The sequence below is a fragment of the Sphingomonas alpina genome (genome assembly GCF_014490665.1).
GTDB classification, from domain to species: Bacteria; Pseudomonadota; Alphaproteobacteria; order Sphingomonadales; family Sphingomonadaceae; genus Sphingomonas; species Sphingomonas alpina.
Genome location: NZ_CP061038.1, coordinates 3,246,099 through 3,260,508, shown reverse-complemented (window position 1 = coordinate 3,260,508; position 14,410 = coordinate 3,246,099). Strand labels below are relative to the sequence as shown.

At 63.8% G+C, this 14,410-nt stretch carries 19 protein-coding genes; 7 read left to right on the top strand and 12 right to left on the bottom strand.

All coding sequences use genetic code 11. The features are described 5' to 3' along the window. Positions 1 to 120 precede the first annotated feature (120 nt). Complete coding sequence (locus tag H3Z74_RS15205) at positions 121 to 630, top strand: c-type cytochrome (protein WP_187760443.1); 510 nt, start codon at positions 121 to 123, stop codon at positions 628 to 630. 86 nt (positions 631 to 716) lie between these two features. On the opposite strand, the gene H3Z74_RS15200 is transcribed toward H3Z74_RS15205, so the two are convergent. Continuing rightward, complete coding sequence (locus H3Z74_RS15200) at positions 717 to 1,091, bottom strand: hypothetical protein (RefSeq protein ID WP_187760442.1); 375 nt, start codon at positions 1,089 to 1,091, stop codon at positions 717 to 719. 252 nt (positions 1,092 to 1,343) lie between these two features. Next, the gene (locus H3Z74_RS15195; protein WP_187760441.1) at positions 1,344 to 1,697 is read right to left on the bottom strand and encodes a hypothetical protein; all 354 of its coding nucleotides are present in this window, start codon (positions 1,695 to 1,697) and stop codon (positions 1,344 to 1,346) included. A gap of 675 nt (positions 1,698 to 2,372) precedes the next feature. On the opposite strand from H3Z74_RS15195, the gene H3Z74_RS15190 reads away from it, so the two are divergent. The 3 genes from H3Z74_RS15190 to H3Z74_RS15180 all read left to right on the top strand — a co-directional run bounded on the left by H3Z74_RS15190 (position 2,373) and on the right by H3Z74_RS15180 (position 4,052). Beyond that, the gene (locus H3Z74_RS15190; RefSeq protein ID WP_187760440.1) at positions 2,373 to 3,017 is read left to right on the top strand and encodes a glutathione S-transferase family protein; all 645 of its coding nucleotides are present in this window, start codon (positions 2,373 to 2,375) and stop codon (positions 3,015 to 3,017) included. A 97-nt stretch (positions 3,018 to 3,114) separates the two neighbouring features. Then, positions 3,115 to 3,411, top strand: a complete 297-nt coding sequence (locus tag H3Z74_RS15185) for a GFA family protein (protein ID WP_229726607.1) — start codon at positions 3,115 to 3,117, stop codon at positions 3,409 to 3,411. Positions 3,412 to 3,593: 182 nt separating this feature from the next. Continuing rightward, on the top strand, positions 3,594 to 4,052 hold the full coding sequence (locus H3Z74_RS15180; RefSeq protein WP_187760439.1) for a hypothetical protein: 459 nt from the start codon (positions 3,594 to 3,596) through the stop codon (positions 4,050 to 4,052). Here H3Z74_RS15180 and H3Z74_RS15175 read toward each other — a convergent pair. Then, positions 4,015 to 5,415 carry a transglutaminase-like domain-containing protein gene (locus H3Z74_RS15175; protein WP_187760438.1) on the bottom strand — a complete coding sequence of 467 codons (1,401 nt, stop codon included), beginning with the start codon at positions 5,413 to 5,415 and terminating at the stop codon, positions 4,015 to 4,017. The genes H3Z74_RS15180 and H3Z74_RS15175 overlap by 38 nt on opposite strands. A 113-nt stretch (positions 5,416 to 5,528) precedes the next feature. Here H3Z74_RS15175 and H3Z74_RS15170 point away from each other — a divergent pair, with 113 nt between their 5' ends. Continuing rightward, a complete protein-coding gene (locus H3Z74_RS15170; protein WP_187760437.1) occupies positions 5,529 to 5,840 on the top strand; it encodes a hypothetical protein in 312 nt (103 codons plus the stop codon). Between the two features lie 57 nt (positions 5,841 to 5,897). Here the strand turns inward: H3Z74_RS15170 and H3Z74_RS15165 are convergent, their stop codons facing one another. The 5 genes from H3Z74_RS15165 to H3Z74_RS15145 all read right to left on the bottom strand — a co-directional run bounded on the left by H3Z74_RS15165 (position 5,898) and on the right by H3Z74_RS15145 (position 8,237). Beyond that, positions 5,898 to 6,962 carry a ribonucleotide-diphosphate reductase subunit beta gene (locus tag H3Z74_RS15165; protein WP_034160547.1) on the bottom strand — a complete coding sequence of 355 codons (1,065 nt, stop codon included), beginning with the start codon at positions 6,960 to 6,962 and terminating at the stop codon, positions 5,898 to 5,900. A gap of 13 nt (positions 6,963 to 6,975) precedes the next feature. Next, positions 6,976 to 7,275 (bottom strand): hypothetical protein, encoded by a 300-nt coding sequence (locus tag H3Z74_RS15160; protein ID WP_187760436.1) that lies wholly within the window; start codon positions 7,273 to 7,275, stop codon positions 6,976 to 6,978. A gap of 142 nt (positions 7,276 to 7,417) precedes the next feature. Next, positions 7,418 to 7,717, bottom strand: a complete 300-nt coding sequence (locus tag H3Z74_RS15155; RefSeq protein WP_187760435.1) for a hypothetical protein — start codon at positions 7,715 to 7,717, stop codon at positions 7,418 to 7,420. A gap of 11 nt (positions 7,718 to 7,728) precedes the next feature. Then, positions 7,729 to 7,929: a hypothetical protein gene (locus tag H3Z74_RS15150; protein ID WP_187760434.1), complete on the bottom strand. Its 201-nt coding sequence runs from the start codon at positions 7,927 to 7,929 to the stop codon at positions 7,729 to 7,731. Then, entirely contained in the window at positions 7,926 to 8,237 is a 312-nt protein-coding gene (locus H3Z74_RS15145) for a hypothetical protein (RefSeq protein ID WP_187760433.1), read from the bottom strand. The genes H3Z74_RS15150 and H3Z74_RS15145 overlap by 4 nt, the downstream gene beginning before the upstream one ends. Before the next feature lie 74 nt (positions 8,238 to 8,311). Here H3Z74_RS15145 and H3Z74_RS15140 point away from each other — a divergent pair, with 74 nt between their 5' ends. Then, entirely contained in the window at positions 8,312 to 8,554 is a 243-nt protein-coding gene (locus H3Z74_RS15140; RefSeq protein ID WP_187760432.1) for a DUF2171 domain-containing protein, read from the top strand. A 77-nt stretch (positions 8,555 to 8,631) separates the two neighbouring features. On the opposite strand, the gene H3Z74_RS15135 is transcribed toward H3Z74_RS15140, so the two are convergent. The 4 genes from H3Z74_RS15135 to H3Z74_RS15120 form a co-directional block, all read right to left on the bottom strand. Next, positions 8,632 to 9,132, bottom strand: coding sequence for an endonuclease domain-containing protein (locus H3Z74_RS15135; RefSeq protein WP_315443303.1), 501 nt, complete (start codon positions 9,130 to 9,132; stop codon positions 8,632 to 8,634). 133 nt (positions 9,133 to 9,265) lie between these two features. Further along, a complete protein-coding gene (locus tag H3Z74_RS15130) occupies positions 9,266 to 11,185 on the bottom strand; it encodes a ribonucleoside-diphosphate reductase subunit alpha (RefSeq protein WP_390901762.1) in 1,920 nt (639 codons plus the stop codon). Positions 11,186 to 11,680: 495 nt separating this feature from the next. Beyond that, complete coding sequence (locus H3Z74_RS15125) at positions 11,681 to 12,394, bottom strand: haloacid dehalogenase type II (RefSeq protein WP_187760430.1); 714 nt, start codon at positions 12,392 to 12,394, stop codon at positions 11,681 to 11,683. Positions 12,395 to 12,407: 13 nt separating this feature from the next. Next, the gene (locus tag H3Z74_RS15120) at positions 12,408 to 13,301 is read right to left on the bottom strand and encodes a LysR family transcriptional regulator (RefSeq protein ID WP_187760429.1); all 894 of its coding nucleotides are present in this window, start codon (positions 13,299 to 13,301) and stop codon (positions 12,408 to 12,410) included. A gap of 96 nt (positions 13,302 to 13,397) precedes the next feature. Between H3Z74_RS15120 and H3Z74_RS15115 the strand changes: the two genes are divergently transcribed. Next, positions 13,398 to 14,393 carry an aldo/keto reductase gene (locus H3Z74_RS15115; protein WP_187760428.1) on the top strand — a complete coding sequence of 332 codons (996 nt, stop codon included), beginning with the start codon at positions 13,398 to 13,400 and terminating at the stop codon, positions 14,391 to 14,393. Positions 14,394 to 14,410 lie beyond the last annotated feature (17 nt).

Here is a 14,410-nt window from a genome sequence, read left to right as displayed (position 1 = left end):
GGGTTTCCTGTTCTTCATTCCCGCGAAAGCGGGAATGACGGGGGAAGCGGGGCGATGTGAAGCATTGCACCGGCGCCGGGGAGGGCATAGCCTTACCGCACTCTTGAAGGAGATCGGGTTATGCGCGGCGGAACGATAGCGATCCTGGGCGCGAGCCTGGTCCTGGCGGCGGCGACCGGCGCCAATGCCGGCGGGCAGACTGGCCCCGCCGTATCGACGCCCCCGGCAGCGGCGAGCGTGCCGGTCGATCCGGCGGCGATCGTGGCCGGGCGCAAGGCGGCATTCCTGCTTTCCGCGGCCAATTTCGGTGGCATGAAGGCCGTGATCGACAGTGGCGGCGACGTCGCCGGCCAAGCCTTTGCCGCGCGGTCGCTGGCCAATTGGGCAAAGGCGCTGCCGGCGATGTTCCCGCCGGGCAGCAATGTCGCGCCGACCGAAGCGCTGCCCAATGTGTGGACCGACCGCGCCGGATTCGAGGCGAAGGCGGCCGCCTATGCCGAGGCGGCGGGCAAGCTCGCCGCGCTGGCCAAGGCGGGCGACAAGCCGGGCTTCGCCGCGCAATGGAGCGAGTTGCGCAAGACCTGTGGCGGGTGCCATGAGGCATACCGCAAGGAAGACAAGAAGGGCTGATGCGGCCAGGCTTCGGGCCGGGCCAGCTGGTTTTTCTGTCATGTCAAAGCACATTCGGGTGCATTCCCGCGTGCCGATCGGCGCCCTCAAGTCCGGGGCGGCCGCCAATCACCCTGTCCGACATTGGCAGATGATTTCGGCCTGTGTCGGAGCAAGGCCGCGGCCATGCTGATGCGCCACAAGCCGAACGGCACCAGCGAGACACCTGATAGTCGGTCCAGCAGCGGGTCGACATGCAGCACCGCCCAGATCCCGAGCGCGGCGAGCGCGAGCCCGGCCACGATGTTCAGCATGCTGCCGCCGATCCACTGAAGCTGCACGGACCGGGCCGCGAGGGTCAGGATCCGATCGGTGATCGCGAGGTCGAATTGGCTGGCCAGCGTGCCGAGCCCGACCAGCAGCCACGGGACGACCGCCAGCCCGATCAGGATGAGTGCAATGACGGTGATCACACCATCCATGAGAGACCGGCCTTTCGCTGTCGCGGCGGAAATTATCGCTGGTTTGATGTCAAAGAGCGGGTCGGCGACTGACGGGCCGCCGGTTGGAGCGACAATGGGTGCAATTGCGGCGGGTTTGAATCGGGCAGAGGGGGCGCGCCGATGCTGCGCGCGATCAGCACATCGGCGCGATTGATCGAACTGCTTCTGGCGATTTCTGCGGGAATTTTACCGGGTGCTCGCGGGCCTGTCGGGAATTGGCACGGCGATCCGTCAGGGGGCGTCGGTTTTCGTCCATTGCCGGAGCACGGCAACGCCCCTGAAAATCCGCCACAAGCCGAACGGCACCAGCGCAGCGCTCAGGATACGATGCAGCAGCGGGTCGAAATGCAGCACCGCCCAGATCCCGAGCGCGGCGAGCGCGAGGCCGGCGAGGACATTCACCACGCCGCCGCTGATCCATTGCAGCGTCACGAGGCGGACCGCGACGGCCAGGATCGGACCGGCGATCCCGAGGTCGAAATAGCTGGCCAGCGCGCCGAGCGCGACCAGCAGCAGCGGGATGACCGCCAATCCGATCAGGATGAACGCCATGATGGTGATCATATGGTCGAGCAGCGGGTTCATGAGCGGCGGCCTTTGGCGGTTGTGGCGGAAAGCTGCTCCATGGGCCGCGCTATGGCGCGAAATCGGGTGAGGGTCATTCGGTATCGTCATGTCAAAGAGCGGGCCGGCGGCCGGGAAGACACCGGACGAGCGACAATGCGCGCGATTGCCGCCGGGCTGAATCGCGTGAGTGCCGCACCGCCGGCGCCGGCGTCGACGCTGCGCGGCGGGTGCGGGGAGAGATATGGGACACCGGATTGTCGCATATCCCGGGGGCTGGACGGGCGGGCATTGTCGTTGATGGGCCGGATATCGGTGGTCGACCGGTCTGAATGGTCGGAAATTAAATTAAATAATATCAAACGGTTGGGTGAATGTTGGATGTGTCCCATATCTCGGCTGGGGAGATATTGCGCGCCTTTCAGCGCCGTCCGGGTATAGGTCGGCATACGCGATCCGTGCGCCCGGGTCGGGATGGAGGATCTTGTGCTCGGCTTCAAATTGCGCAGCCGGGAAGCCAGAGTCAGATGGCTTTGGTTTAACCCATCCCGTCATTCCCGCGAAAGCGGGAATCCCGCTTCTTCTTCTGAGTGCGGGCTAGGCAGCGGGAATCCGCTTTCGCGGGGATGACGGAAGAGGTCTAACGAAGGCCTCCAATGGGGAGCTGTTTCCCACAAACGAGAAGGGCGCGCCGGTATGAGCGAACTGACCATCTGGACCTATGACTGGGTTCCCGAAGGCCCGCGTGGCTTCGTGCGTGATCTCCGGCTGAGATGGGCGTGCGAGGAAGCCGGTCTCAACTACACGGTCGGAACGGTGCCGTTCGATGGCCGCGAGACCAATCATCTGGCGCATCAGCCCTTCGGGCAGGTCCCGTATCTGCAGGACGGCGGCGTGGAGCTGTTCGAAAGCGGCGCCGGGCTGCTGCATCTGGCGCGGAAAAGCGACACGCTGATGCCGCGCGATCCGGTCGGTGAAGCGCAGACATTGCAATGGACGATCGCTGCGCTCAATTCGATCGAGATGGTCAGCGTGCCATGGTGGTTCCTGAAGATCTGTGGCGACGATGATAATGGCCTGACCGGATGGCTGCGCCAGCGGCTCGACCATCTGGAACGGGTGCTGGGCGAGCGGGAATGGCTCGCCGCCGATCGCTTCACCATCGCGGACCTGCTGATGGCGGATGTGCTTCGCGTGTCGCTGGTTCGCGCCTTTGACGACCGCCCGGCGACCGAGGCCTATGTGAAGCGTGTCACCGATCGTCCCGCGTTCAAAAAGGCCAGGGCCGACCAGATGAGTCATTTCGAGGCGGCCGACCGGGTGAGAGAGACGGCGAGCTGACGCGCGGCCTGATTCCCGCCACTGTGCCACGAGCCGGATCGTTACGATGGCCGTGTCCGTTGTAACGGTCCGGCCGCTCGATTGGAGGAGACGCAACATGGACCAGTTCACCGGTGGCTGCCTGTGCGGCAATGTCCGGATCATGGCCTCGGGGCTGCCATATCGGGTCGGGATTTGTCATTGTCTCGACTGCCGCAAGCATCATGGCGCGCTGTTCGAGGCGAGCGCGATCTTCCCGGAAGATGCTGTGACGATCGAGGGTGAGACGCACGACCATGCCGGGCGGTTCTTCTGCCCCCGCTGCGGCTCATCCCTGTTCGCGCGCAGCGGCGACGAGGTCGAACTATATCTGGGATCGCTGGACTCCCCCCGACCAGCTGGTGCCGACCTATGAAAGCTGGACCATTCGTCGCGAGTCCTGGCTGCCGCCATTCCCGCTTGCGAGGCAGTATGAGCGGGATCGTGAGGGGACGGGGCGGTTCGAGGGGTAGCATAAGCGATGTGCCCGAAGCAGGGGCGAACCTCCCAATTGCAATGAGGTCATGATACGATATGCTCGCACCGGGAGGTCGACCCATGAGCCTGTTTCCACGCATTCAGAGCCCTTGCCCGTACAAGGGCAACCTGTCCGACATCATGGACGGCAGCCAGTGCCGGCTGTGCAAGCGCGAGGTCCACGACCTGACCGCGCTGAGCGTCGGCGAGCGGCAGGCGCTGCTGAGCGGCTGCGAAACGGAAATCTGCGTCAGCTATGCGGTGAGCGCGCGTTCGGTTCTCGCCGCCGCTGCGCTGGCGGCCACGGCTATCGCCATCCCTGCCCATGCGCAACAGGCGGAGCCGGCCGCTTCAGTCGACGAAGAGGTGGACTATATCATTGTCGGCGGGCTGCGTGCGCCGAAAAATGCGCAATGGGTGAAGGACGAGCCGGTGAGCGACGCGCCGGCGCTTCCGGTCACGTATGACGACCCGGCCCCTGCTCAGGCGGCGGGGCAGGCGGTCACGATGCCGGCACCGGTGACGCCGGCCGCTTCCTGACTTCGGTCATTCCCCGCCAGTCCAGCAGACCGGCGACCTGCGTCGCTGCACCGATCGCCCAAGGTTCGCCATCGCCGATCGCAAGCGCGATATGCGACGCGTCGAAGGTCCCGAACGAGATGTCGAAGCTTTTCCACGACCCATCGACATAAGCGACCACCCAGCTGTGCGGCATGAACGCGTTCCTTGCGCCATGATAGCGTTCGCGCGAATAGATCAGGCCGCTGGCGACGCGCGCCGGGATGCCGGCGGCGCGGGCGAGGCCGGCGAGCAGGGTCGCGTCCTCGGTGCAGTCGCCCGCCCGGCGGCGCCAGGATTGCAGTGCCGAATAATGGCCGTCGAAATCCTCATCTTTCAGGCGGCGGCGCGCGAGGCGCTCGAGCCGCTTCATCTTGCCGATATCATTCTGCGCGGCGGCGATGCCGCGAACGGCGCTGCGGAGTTCAGGCGCATCGCTCTCGATCCACGCCGATGGCCGCCGCCAGCGCGCCAGGTCGGACGGATCGGTCGACAGGCCGGGGCCGCAGGTCGCGCAGATATCGAGCCGCAGCCCGGTATCTTCGGCCGTGATCCCTTGTTCGCCGGTAACGGGCAAAGCCGGGCGGAAGGCGGCGGGCAGGCCGAATTGATACCGGATATGACCCTCCAGTGCGGTACGCGAGATCGCATAGGGCGACGCGATCATCTGGTGACGCGTGGTCGGCGCCTGCAATTCCTGTGGAGATATCGGTTGATCGGACCGTTGCAGGATCACGCTGTTGCCGGGCAGCGGCTGTTCGGCGCGCAGGATGCGGCCCTTGTCATCGAGCCGGATCGACCAGACCAGGCCGGGTAGCCCGTTTCGCCAGGCCGACAGGATCAGATCGCCCGTGCCTGCCCCATCGGTGCGTTGCCATCTTGTGGCGGAGGCCGGGCGAGGTGCCGTGTCGCCCGCCGCGAGCAACTCCTGCAGATACAGGATGGACTGGCCGTCTTCGTCTGCGGCCTCGACGGCGTTTTCGGGATCCGGCGTGCCCTTGTCGACGGCCGCAGCGTCATTCTGGACCGTGACCAGATGGAGGCGTCGCTTCTTGCCGTCCGATGTCTCGATCGAAACCCGGATCGTCCTGCCCTGGGCATCGAGCTCGCGCACGCTCCGTACATGCGAGCGGGACTCGTTATGCCCTTCGACGCGAAAGGCCATTTCCCTTTCCCGGGTGATCCGGGTGGTTGTCGCATCACTCTCTTTTGTCTCATGCTGCCAGCCGATCAGCTGGCCGCGCTGATCGACGATGGGAAACCACAGATCATCCTGCGCCTCCGCGGTGACGGGCCAGAGCAGCAGGAGTGCCGCGCCCAGTGCGAAATTCAGTCGTGGGCGCATGGGGCGATGGTTGTCATGCGGTCGGGTGCTGTCAAGTTTGGGTTCGATGCAGGCGACCTGCTGTAACGAGAAGCACCGCCTAACCAGCGGGCTTTTTCATGGTAACGAACGGCGTGAAGAGCTATTTCTTGATAGGCTTTGAAAGCGCGGAGCGCGCTCAAGCTGCCCTTTCGGACTTCTTCGCCGGCCAAAGCGGAGAGACTTGGGTGCTGTTCGCCAACGCCGACGATCCTATGGCTTACTTTTATCTCGGCACGAACGAATACGGAGAGTTCGAAGAGTTCGCGAAAGACGCAAACCTCATCCAAGCCGACATCAGTGGCCGGCACTTCAACGAAGACGATAAAATCGTCGCTGTCCTTGCTGGGTTACGGGACCGGATCGGCGGATACATCTTCAACGATGATGATATGAAGCTAAGGTAGTAGCGGGTTACACACGTATATAGGTCCCTCCCTCGAAAGGGAGGGACTGTGCCGATGTTACTCCGCCGCCACACCAGCCTGTGAGAACATATCCCCGCCAGCGTCCCCACCATTGGCATCCTCGTTCGCCGCCGGTCCCGCCTTCGCTTTCTGCCGCTTGTCGAAGCCGTCCCACACTTCGTTCCAGTTGCCGCGCGTCGCGGCCTTGGAATATTCCGTAGCGCGCTGTTCGAAGAAATTGGCGTGCTCGACACCATTCAGCATCGGGGCGAGCCAGGGCAAAGGATGGTCGTCGACCATGTAGATCGGCTTGAGGCCGAGCTGCCCCAGCCGCCAGTCGGCGATGTAGCGGATATACTTCTTGATCTCCTTCGGGGTCATGCCGTTGACCGGGCCCATTTCGAAGGCGAGATCGATGAAATTATCCTCGAGATGCACCGTGGTCTGGCACATGTCGCGAATGTCCTGCTTCACCGCCTTGGTGTAGCAATCGCGCTCCTTCACGAAGGTGTGGAACAGCTTGATGATGCCTTCGCAGTGCAGGCTTTCGTCGCGGATCGACCAGGTGACGATCTGGCCCATGCCCTTCATCTTGTTGAAGCGCGGGAAGTTCATCAGCATGGCGAAGCTGGCGAAGAGCTGAAGCCCCTCGGTGAAGCCGCCGAACATGGCGAGCGTCTTGGCGATATCCTCATCGGTATCGACGCCGAAGCCCTGCAGATAGTCGTGCTTGTCCTTCATCTCGCTATATTCGAGGAAGGCGCCGTACTCGCTTTCGGGCATGCCGATCGTGTCGAGCAGATGGCTGTACGCGGCGATGTGCACCGTCTCCATATTGGAGAAGGCGGCGAGCATCATCTTGATCTCGGTCGGCTTGAAGATGCGGCCATATTTCTCGTGGTAGCAATCCTGCACCTCGACATCGGCCTGCGTGAAGAAGCGGAAGATCTGCGTCAGCAGATTGCGCTCATGGTCGCTGAGCTTCTGCGCCCAGTCGCGGCAATCCTCGCCGAGCGGCACTTCCTCCGGCATCCAGTGGATCTGCTGCTGGCGCTTCCAGAAGTCGAACGCCCAGGGGTATTCGAACGGCTTGTACTGCTTGCGGGCTTCGGTGAGGGACATGGGGTTACGCCTTTCAGACTGAATGCAGGAATTGAATGAAGAAGGTCGCGGCAAGGAACAGCATCATGGCGCTGCCGAAACGTGCCGAAAATCTCGATGGAAGGCCGGAGTCATCCGGCCAGGCCAGCCAGCTGACGGCCACGCAGCAAAACACTGCGGCCAGCAGAAGATTGGACCAGTGGGGTGCGTCGATGCCCAGCCAATATTCCCTGGCCAGCGTAACGAGCGCAGCCAGTGACACCAGAATCTGGATCAGGCCGAGCGTTTGTCGCGGTTGCCGCCTGGGCGATGTGGCGCTTGTTGCCCTGGTCATGATGCTGCTCTCCGGTCGCAATGGTCGCCAGCAATATCCCCACGAGTCGCCGTCACCTTAGCACAGCACGCTGCCGCGAGGGTGCTTTCGAGCGGTCCGAACCGTGTCGGCGAAGCGAGGAGGACAGTAGGCGTGCTGCTGATCATGATGCCGCAGCCCTGAACAGGAGCGCTGCCTGGATGGCGGCGATCAGGAGTAAAAAAATGCCTGTGAGACGGTTGCCAAACGTTCTCATCTCGGGGTCGTAACGGCCGGCCACCAAGCAAAACAGGCCGCCCCCTCCGCAGAACAGAAGCACTATTACCCGGCCGGCCGCGATGGCGGCAGGGGTTTCGTGTACCCAGTTCCCGAAGCCGGTCAGCGTGAACACCAACTGCAACAACACGGCGATCACGGCGGTGATCAGTAGCAAGCGCAGGCGGGGCCAGAAGCGGCGCGTCATCGTAGCAATGCTCACGACGCAGCGCTCCAGCGCCACATCGCGGTCGCCGACATCGCGAGTACGACGCCGAGCGCCACAGCCATGATCCCGACCATGCGGAAGACATAGACTTTCGCAGGGCCGGCGGGCCGCAGCAGTGCCAGCAACAGGCCCGCGCCGATCAGGCTGAACAGCAGCGCGACCGCGTACATGATGGCGATCTGCAGCGTCATCGCGACCGGCGTCGATCGACATAGATCCGCCGCGAGCCGCGATGCGAGCCGACGCCGAACACGACGATGCCGAGGAAATAGCCGAAATCATACCAGCCGCCATTATTGGGCACGGCATAGACCGCGACGTCGGGCATGAAGAGCGACAGCACCCAGGCGACCGGGAAGATGAAACCGTGCCACAGGCCCAGCAGGAAGCCGGGCGCGGTGGGTGCGACTGCCGCGGGTACCTGATGCGCGCAAGCGGCGAGCGTCGCGGCAAGAGTGAGCGCGAAAGCCAGACGCAGATATGGGGTCGTGGTCAGCATGGCGAGCTCGCCGGTGCATCCATTCGCGCCGGCACGCGTTCAATTGCGGCAACCATAACCAAGGAGCGACGAGCATGGCCGATCTGAGCGCAGTCAAGGAACATATGGACGTCATCGGCGCCGACGGCGTGCATGTCGGCACCGTCGACAAGGTCGAGGGCGACCGGATCAAGCTGACCAAGGCCGATAGCGGCCAGGGGAGCCATGAAGGGCATCATCACTTCATCTCGGGCGGACTGGTTGCCGATGTCGAGGGTGATACGGTGCGGCTGAGCGCCAATGCCGACGTCGCGGTGAGCTTCGAAGAAGAAGCGTGAGCTCACTTTCCCTCTCCCCTTGTGGGAGAGGGAGGGAGCGACGCAGTCGCGGAAGGGTGAGGGGGACGGGGCGAGCGTCACGTGCGATCACTCCCCCTCATTCGGCGCTTCGCGCCACCTTCTCCCACAGGGGGAGAAGGAATTTGAGCTGCGATCGTTGTGACTACGCCGTCGAGGTTTTCGAGGATGTCGTTGTTCCCGAAGCGCATCACTTGGTAGCCTTCGCCTTCCAGGAAGCGCGTGCGGCGGGCATCCGCTTCAGCGTCGATCGCGTGCTGGCCGCCATCGGCTTCGATGATCAGCTTTGCGCCGTGTGAGCAGAAATCCACGAAGAAACGTCCCATCGGAACCTGGAAGCGGGATTTCGCTGCCGGGAATGTTTCGCGTAGCGCTCCCAGCAGGCGTTTCTCAGCTTCCGTGGCATTGCGGCGGAGGTCCCGAGCTCGGGCGGTAGTGTTCGCAGGCAGCAGCTGGCGCTTGGTCAGGCCTTCCGCATTCCCCCTCATCTTCCCACGCTTCGCGTGGGCCCAGTGATGGGTGAACAGCGCCCCGCGCTGTTCAGGCAATGCCGGGGGCATTGCCGACCCATCACTTTCTCCCACAATGGGAGAAGAGTTTTCAGCAGTCGCGTTCGCTGATCCCGCTCCCCTTGTGGGATCGGGAGGGAGCGACGTAGTCGCGGAAGGGTGAGGGGGACTTAAAGACGCCACCTCACTGGCACGCCAAACACTCGTCATAATCCTTCGATTCGACCTGGATTTCGCGCAGGTCGATCGTGTTGTCGGCCTCCACCCCGCCGGCGAAACCGGCGCGCTGGATCGACTTGGACCGGAGATAGTAGAGCGACTTGATGCCCAGCTCCCAGGCGCGAAAGTGCAGCATCAGCAGGTCCCATTTCTCGACATCGGCCGGGATGAACAGGTTCAGCGACTGCGACTGGTCGATATAGGGCGTGCGATCGGCGGCGAGCTCGATCAGCCAGCGCTGGTCGATCTCGAAGCTGGTCTTGTAGCAATCCTTTTCCTCAGTGCTGAGGAAGTCGAGATGCTGGACGCTGCCGCCCTGTTCCAGGATCGAGTTCCACACCGCGTCGCTGTTCTTCGATTTTTCGATCAGCAGCTTTTCGAGATAGGGATTCTTGATCGAGAAGCTGCCCGACAGCGTCTTGTGCGTGTAGATATTGGCCGGGATCGGCTCGATGCACGCGCTGGTGCCGCCGCAGATGATGCTGATCGACGCGGTCGGCGCGATCGCCATCTTGCAGCTGAAGCGTTCCATCGCGCCCTGATCGGCGGCGTCGGGGCAGGGGCCGCGCTCGACCGCGAGCTGCATCGAGGCTTCGTCGACCTGCGCCTTGATGTGCTTGAACATCTTCAGGTTCCACGACTTGGCCATCGCGCCTTCGAAGGCGAGGCCGCGGGCCTGGAGGAAGCTGTGATAGCCCATCACGCCGAGGCCGACCGAACGCTCGCGCATTGCCGAATAGGCGGCGCGCTCCATGCCGGGTTCGGCACGGTCGATATAATCCTGCAGCACATTGTCGAGGAAACGCATCACGTCCTCGATGAACCCCTTCTGGTCCTTCCACTGGTCCCAGGTTTCGAGGTTGAGCGAGGACAGGCAGCATACCGCGGTGCGGTCATTGCCGAGATGGTCCTTGCCGGTCGGCAGGGTGATTTCGGAACACAGGTTCGAGGTCGAGACCTTGAGCCCGAGCTCGCGGTGATGCTTGGGCATCGCCTTGTTCACATGGTCGGAGAAGACGATGTACGGCTCGCCGGTGGCGAGACGGGTCTCGACCAGCTTCTGGAACAGGCTGCGCGCATCGACCTTGCCGCGCTCCGACTGATCCTTCGGGCTGCGCAGCGTCCATTCCTTGCCGTCGCGGACGCATTCCATGAATTCGTCGGTGATCAGCACGCCGTGGTGCAGGTTGAGCGCCTTGCGGTTGAAATCGCCCGAGGGTTTACGGATCTCGAGGAACTCCTCGATTTCCGGGTGGCTGACGTCGAGATAGCAGGCGGCCGAGCCGCGGCGCAGCGAGCCCTGGCTGATCGCCAGCGTCAGCGAATCCATCACGCGCACGAACGGAATGATGCCGCTGGTCTTGCCGTTCAGGCCGACCGGCTCGCCAATGCCGCGCACATTGCCCCAATAGGTGCCGATGCCGCCGCCGCGCGAGGCGAGCCAGACATTCTCGTTCCAGGTGTCGACGATGCCGTTGAGACTGTCCGGCACCGAATTGAGATAGCAGCTGATCGGCAGGCCGCGGCCGGTGCCGCCGTTGGACAGCACGGGGGTCGCGGGCATGAACCAGAGCTGCGAGATCGCGTCATAGAGGCGCTGCGCGTGCGCGGCATCGTCGGCATAGGCCGAGGCGACGCGCACGAAGAGATCCTGGTAGCGCTCGCCCGGCAGCAGATAGCGGTCGGTCAGCGTGTCCTTGCCGAAATCGGTGAGCAGGGCGTCGCGCGAATGATCGACCTCGACCGGGTAAAGCTGTGGCTTCACTTCCTTCGAATCGCCGCGCGCGTCGAGCTTGCGCTTCGCCGTTCCCTTGCCCTTGTCCTTATCCTGAGCAAGCGCCTCGTCGGGGGTGCCGGTGATCGCGTCCATCGCGTCGGTTGCCATGTTTACGCTCGCTTCCTGACCGTCTCTGAAGTCCATCGAATGCCGCCCTTGTCTCAAATATGTTACCCGACCGGTGTTCCCGGTCCGTTCGAATCGGGGCGAACCCCCAAGCTACCATTTCCGGGCGTCCCAGTGAGAACAAAATCTCACCCCTCGCGCCACCGTGATGGCGCGTGCGGGCATGCTCGCAATATGGTGTTGCGACTGATGTTCTACCAGCTCTTGGGTTCGCCCCCGAACTCAACCCCTACAGATTGTGCCCATTCTGGTCCCGAGGCAAGACAGTAAATGACAAATTAGAGACTCGGTTCGTCGCTATTTTGAGTCGGTTCACGGCAAGCGCCAGGTACCGCAGCGCAGCGACGCGTGGTCAAAGCTGGCTTTGCCGAAAGGCAAGAGGACGAATACGGAACGGAGAAAAATTTCGCAAAATAATTTGCGCGGATTCCGGTGCTGATTCAGATCAGGAAGACGCGGCGCAGACGATATTGAACGCTATCGTTCGAGCTGCCCGGCGAGCCCGATGAAGCTGTCGGCGCGATAGTCCCAGTCCTGCGCCAGATTCGCGTCGGGGGCGATTCGGCCGCCATATTCCTGCGGCCTGTGGACATAGGCCGTCATCAGGCCGCACGCCCGCGCAGCGGCGAGGTCGCTGTGATGTGCGGCGACCAGGCACAAGGCGCCGGGCGCGATGCCGAGGATATCGGCGGTGCCGAGATAGGCCTGTGGCAGCGGCTTGTAGTGACCGGTCGATTCGGCGCCGAGGATCGTGTCCCAGGGCAGGCCGGCGCGCCGGGCCATTTCGAGCGTGAGCGCGGTATTGCCGTTGGACAGAGTGACGATGGGGAAGCGGACTTTCAGCCGGGTCAGTCCCTCGACCGCATCGGGCCAGGGATCGAGCCGCCGCCAGGCACGGGCAAAGCGGTCGAGCGCCGCGTCTTCGATGCCGGACGGGTCGATGTCGTGGCGGGCGAGCAGGGCTTCGAGCGTCTCGCGGTTGAGAATGTCGAGCCGCGTATAGGGGCGGCGCCCGCTGCGGCATTCCTCCATCGCCGGCTGGTAGAGACCACGCCACTGGTCGGCGAACTGCGCGCCGTCGATTTCATGCCCGAGTGCTGCAAAGAAGGCGTCGGCCTCGCGCGCGATGCTAGTGCGCCAGTCGACCACCGTGCCGAACACGTCGAAAGCGAGAGCAAGGGGTTGGGGCATGAACGTCTCCGGACTATCCACCTGCTTTGACGAAATCGATGAACGCCCGCAACGGCGCGGGCATGTGGCGGCGGCTGTGATAGTAAAGCGAGGGGCCGGGGAAATCCTCCTGCCAGTCGCTCAGTACCTGGACCAGCGCGCCGCGATCGATCTCCGGCTGGAGATATTCGGCGAAGCTGGCGATCAGGCCAAGCCCGGCCAGCGCTGCGGCCATGCCGATCGCGTGCGACGAGGAGATCAGCGGACCTTCCGGCGCGATGCGGAAGCGCTTGGCGCCACGCTCGAAATCCCACAGCGCGAGATGGCCGCTGGCGAAGCGATGGCCGATCCGGGCGTGATCGGCGAGATCGCGGGGATGTTTCGGCACGCCGTGCGCGGCGAGATAGGCGGGCGAGCCGGCGACCGCGAAGCGCTGATATTTCGGGCCGATCGGGATCGCAATCATGTCCCTGGCGATGCTTTCCTCATAGCGGATGCCGGCATCGAAGCCGTGCGCAAGCACGTCGAGGAAGGTGTCCTCGGCAATGATCTCCATGCGGATGCCGGGATGCGCGGCGAGGAAGCGCGCGATGATCGGCGGCAGGATATAGTGCGCAACGACGGTCGGCACGTTGAGCCGCAGCGTACCGCTCGGCTGGCCGTCGCGCACCGCCAGGCCGTCGAGCGCGTCGGAGATTTCGGCCAGCGCAGGGCGCAGCCGTTCGAGCAGGCGCTGGCCCGCCTCGGTCGGCGTTACGCTGCGCGTGGTGCGATTGAGCAGGCGCACGCCGAGATCGCCTTCGAGCCGGCGCACCGCGTCGCTGAGCGAGGAAGCGGAGACGTTGCGGTCCTGCGCTGCGCTGCGAAAGCCGCCGGCCTCCGCGACGCTCGCGAAGAGTCGGATATCATCGAGATTGGGCGTGGTCATTGTCCGAATTCCCGCACGGGCTGTTCCAATAACATCGGCTTATTGCACGATCCCCGGTGTGGCATAAGCGGGCAAGCGATTTTGAGGAAACGGATCATGGAACAGCGCAACCTGGGCAGAAACGGCCCGGCGACATCGGCGATCGGGCTTGGCTGCATGGGCATGTCGGGCATGTACGGCCCGTCCGACCGGGCGGAGAGCATCGCGACGATCCATGCCGCGCTCGACGCCGGTGTGACTCTGCTCGACACCGGCGATTTCTACGGCATGGGGCATAACGAGATGTTGATCGGCGAGGCGGTGAAAGGCCTGTCGCGCGACAGCTATCAGCTCAGCGTCAAGTTCGGCGCGATGCGCGATGCGGCGGGTGGCTGGTCGAAATATGATGCGCGGCCCGAGGCGGTGAAGAACTTCCTTGCTTACTCGCTGCAGCGGCTCGGCACCGACTATATCGATGTGTATCGCCCGGCGCGACTCGACCCGGACGTGCCGATCGAGGAGACGATCGGTGCGATCGCCGAAATGGTGAAGGCTGGCTATGTCCGGCATATCGGGCTCAGCGAAATGGGCGCGGAAACGATCCGGCGCGCGGCGGCGGTGCATCCGATCTGCGATCTGCAGATCGAATATTCGCTGATTTCGCGCGCGCCGGAAGAGGCGATTTTTCCGACCACGCAGGAGCTCGGGATCGGCGTGACCGCCTATGGCGTGCTGTCGCGCGGCCTGATCAGCGGGCATTGGCAGAAGGATGCCAGCCGGGCGGGCGACTTCCGCGCAATGAGCCCGCGATTCCAGTCCGGGAATGTCGATGCCAATCTGGCGCTGGTCGATGCGTTGCAGGCGGTGGCGGCGGCGAAGGGTGCGACGGTGGCGCAGATCGCCATTGCCTGGGTCGCGGAGCAGGGTCGGGATATCGTGCCGCTGGTCGGCGCGCGGCGGCGCGACCGGTTGAGCGAGGCGCTCGGGGCGCTGGATGTGGTGCTGAGCGGCGAGGATCTGGCCGCGATCGAGCACGCGGTGCCCAAGGGCGCGGCGGCGGGCGATCGGTATCCGACGCCGCTGATGGCGCATCTCGATAGCGAACGGGGATGACCCTCTAACTCCTCTCT